Origin of the sequence: Roseiarcus sp. (assembly GCF_052145395.1) — a bacterium.
In the GTDB taxonomy this organism is placed as follows: Bacteria; Pseudomonadota; Alphaproteobacteria; order Rhizobiales; family Beijerinckiaceae; genus Roseiarcus.
The window spans coordinates 1-3,613 of sequence record NZ_JBKQOT010000797.1 but is presented as its reverse complement, the minus strand read 5'-3'; the positions used below and the strand labels follow the sequence as shown (position 1 = coordinate 3,613).

The window sequence follows — 3,613 nt, the reverse complement described above, 5'->3', positions numbered from 1 at the left end:
GTTCGCCGCTGCTGACCGACGCCGAACTCGTCGACTGCATCGCCGGCGGCGACGCCGTCGCGCAATGCGCCGTCGCCCGCCGGCCCCGCCTCGGCGCCGGTCCTGCGGCTGCACTGGCGGAAGTGGGGACGCGCGAGGCTGCGCTCACCCTGATCGGCAACCCCGACGCGACGCTCAGGCCTACCGCATGCAAAAGATTGCTCGATCGCTTTGGCGAAGACGCCGAAATCCGGCAGGCGCTCGCCGCGCGGACAGACTTGCCGCCGCTCGTCGAGGCCGAGATTGCGCTCGCGGCGACCGAAGCGGTTGACGGTTCGCCGGCGACCTGCCAGCGCGCCACCCGCGACGCCGCCCTTTCCGCGATCGCCGCCGCCTGCCCGGACGACGAACTATCCGAGCTTGTCCGTACGCTGCGCTTCCGCGGCGCGCTGACCATGGCGCTGCTCCTGCGCTCTCTGCTCGGCGGCGAGCGAGCCTTTTTCGTCGCAGCGCTGGCGGAGCTTTCCGGACTTCCGCTTGCGCGCGCCGCCGGCTTCGTCCGCGATCCGCGGGGAGCGGGCTTCGCCGCGGCGGCGCTGAAAGCCGGCCTGCCACAGCACGCGCTGACGGTCTTTCGCGCGGCGCTTGTCGCGATCGCGACGCACGGGGCGGGGCAGCGCCATGGCCTGAAGTCCGAGCTTGTGCGCTCCGTCATCGGCGCTTGCGAGGCCGAGGGCAATCCGGCGCTGGCACCGTTTCTCGCCCTTCTGTGGCGTCTCGCCGCCGAGGCGGCGCGGAAGGACGCGCGCGCGACAAGCCGTGAGGCGGTCGACCGGCAGGTCGTCCTGCCGCCGGTCCTCGACTTCGCCCCCGCCAACGACGATGCGGAGAAAGGCGAGGGCGTCGCCCCCGTCCTGGGTCCTGCGCGCTGTCACGACCCCGGGGACTTCGCCCCGCCGGTCGAACTGCCCGCCGATCTCGTTCTGGCTCTGAATGCTGCGTGAAGCGGTTTTATGCTGTCGGCTGCGCCCTCATCGCCGCACGGCCCTGCGCGATGGCGCGTCTCAAAAGTGAGACGTCTTGCGCGCCGGGAACGGCGAGGCGTCCGGCGAAGATGAAGAACGGCACGCCGGTGACGCCGATCGACTGGGCCTCAGCGATCTCGTTCCGCACCGCCTCGACGTCCGCGCCCTCTTCGAAGAGCCGCGCGACGAGCGCCGCGTCGAGGCCGCAATCGGCGGCGATGTCGAGCAGAACGGCGCGATCGCCGACGTCGCGTCCTTCGACGAAATAGGCCCGGAAGAGGCGGTCCACCACCTCGCCCTGAAGCCCGGTCGAAGCGGCCCAACGAATGAGCCGGTGCGCGTCGAGCGTGTTGGGCGCCCGAGTGATCCTGTCGAACGCGAAGGGCAGCCCGACTTCGGCGCCGAGCTCGACAAGATGGTCGTGAACCGCCTTCAGCCGCCCGTCGCGGCCGAACTTCCGCTCCATGTATTCGGCGCGGTCAACGCCGCCGTTTGGGATCGTCGGGTCGAGTTGGTACGGACGCCAGCGCACGACGACCGGCTCGGTCTCTTCGGCGAGCGCCGCAGCGAGGCGCTTTTCGCCGAGGTAGCACCACGGGCAGACGACATCGCTGACGACGTCGATGCTCAACGGCTCCGCGTCGCTCATCTGATAGTTTCCTGCTTCTGCCGTCGCCGCGCGCGTTCTACGGGCTTACGCAACGCGCTGGCGTCGTCAAAGCGGAGCGTTCGCTGGGACATCTACTTTTCTCCCACCAAGCGCGCCCGAAACACGCCCGTCTCTTCGTCCAGTTGAACGAGCTGCATGACCAAGTTGTCGCGCGGGAAGGCTTCCGCGACTTCCCTAGGGTTGGCTGCTTCGTCTACGGCCCTCATAACTACAACTCTAAACCTCCCTCCGGCGGTATCCCGCGCATGAATTAGATGGGTGATGCGTTGCCTATTACCGAATTTGTCGCGCCATAAGTCGTTTGTCGCCGGGTTTGGCTGGTATGAAACCGGGTTAGTTTTATAGTCGAATTCGTCCTGCCAAAGGCCAACGACGACCTCTCCCTTTGGGGTCAATCCCGACCAACTCAAGCGATCATTGGTCAACGTGACGCCATAGTGGGCGAACGCTGCGACCTTACCCGCCACTGAATCCTCCATGCCTTGCAACTAACATAGCACTGGATGATGGGCCGCGGCGAGCGAGCCTCAAAGCTTGCGCCACCACGCCGCGAGTTCCACGCCGAACAGCGGCGTCGTCTCCGGTCGACCGAGCCTGGCCGAATAGGCGATCCTCTGTTCGGGGGCATAGTAGAAGGGGACGATGTAGAAGCCGGAAATCAGAAGCCGGTCGAGCGCGCGCGCGCCGGCGACGAAATCCTCGTTGCTCTTGGCCGCCAGAATCGCCGCGATCATCGCATCGATCGCCGGCGAAGCGGCGCCGGCGATGTTGTAGGCGCCTTCCGCGTTCGCGGCCGCCGAGCTCCAGCGGCCGCGCTGCTCGTTGCCGGGAGAGGGGGAGGCGGTCCAGGTTCCCGGCATCACGTCGAAGTCGAAGCGCGTCCGCCGCCGCTGGAACTGAACCTCGTCGACGAGGCGGACGTTTGCGGCGACACCGATGCGGGCGAGATTGCGCGCATAGGCCAAGGCAAGGCGCTCCTCGTCGCGGGTGTTGACCGTGATTTCAAAGGCGAGCGGGGCGCCGGCGCGGTCGAGAAGGCGCCCCTCCTTCAGGACATAGCCGGCGCCCTCCAGTTGCTCGATCGCCCTCCGGGCGATCGCCCGGTCACGCCCGGAGCCGTCGGACACGGGCGCGCGCCACGTCCCGTCCAACACATCGGCTCGGACCGTGCCGGGAAAGGGCGCGAGCAGCGCCTTCTCAAGTTCCGAGGCGGGGCGTCCGATCGACGAAAGGTCGCTGTCGTCGAAAAAGCCCTCCGAGCGCCGGTAGGCGCCGGCGTAGAGATTGGCGTTGATCCACTCGAAATCGAACATCGAGGCGAGCGCCTCGCGCACCCGGGGGTCCGCGAACAGCGGTCGGCGGGTATTGAAGGCGAAGCCCGACACCCCCTTGGGCAGGCCGTTCGGAATGGCGGCCTTGACCACCCGCCCCTCCTTGACGGCCGGGAAATCGTACTCCGAGCGCCAGCGGGTGACGTCGTCCTCGATCCTGTAGTCGATCAGCCCCGCCTTGAACGCCTCGAACATTGCGGTCGCGTCGCGGAAATAGTCGATCCGGATCTCGTCGAAATTGTAAAGACCGTTCGAGACGGGCAGGTCGCGCGCCCAGTAGCCGGGGTCGCGCTTCAGAACGAGGCGCTGGCCCGGCGTCACCTCGGCGATCCGGTAAGGTCCCGAGGCAACCGGGATCTGCAGGGTCTGGTCCTCGAAATGCTCGGCGTCGGTATGGGCCCGCGACAGCACCGGCATGATCGCTAGCGTCAGCGGCAGCTCGCGGTCGTTGGCGCCGGTGAGATCATAGGTCACGGTCCAGTCGTCGGGCGCGTCGATCGCTTTGACCAGCCCGAAGGCGGCCCGCTGCTGCGGCCGGCCCTTGGCCTTGAGGAGGTTGAAGGTGAAGACGACGTCGGCCGAGGTGATCGGCATTCCATCCGAGAACC

At 67.5% G+C, this 3,613-nt stretch carries 4 protein-coding genes; 1 reads left to right on the top strand and 3 read right to left on the bottom strand.

The genetic code is table 11. The features are described from left to right. A partial coding sequence (locus tag ACLP25_RS27495; protein ID WP_442472280.1) for a DUF2336 domain-containing protein occupies positions 1-983 on the top strand: 983 nt, incomplete at its 5' end. Between the two features lie 7 nt (positions 984-990). Here the strand turns inward: ACLP25_RS27495 and ACLP25_RS27490 are convergent. From ACLP25_RS27490 to ACLP25_RS27480, 3 genes are all read right to left on the bottom strand, one after another. Then, the gene (locus ACLP25_RS27490) at positions 991-1,653 is read right to left on the bottom strand and encodes a DsbA family oxidoreductase (RefSeq protein ID WP_442472279.1); all 663 of its coding nucleotides are present in this window, start codon (positions 1,651-1,653) and stop codon (positions 991-993) included. A gap of 92 nt (positions 1,654-1,745) precedes the next feature. Further along, positions 1,746-2,141, bottom strand: a complete 396-nt coding sequence (locus ACLP25_RS27485; RefSeq protein WP_442472278.1) for a hypothetical protein — start codon at positions 2,139-2,141, stop codon at positions 1,746-1,748. 60 nt (positions 2,142-2,201) lie between these two features. Further along, positions 2,202-3,613: extracellular solute-binding protein (locus ACLP25_RS27480; protein WP_442472277.1), on the bottom strand; the 1,412-nt coding region annotated here is incomplete at its 5' end.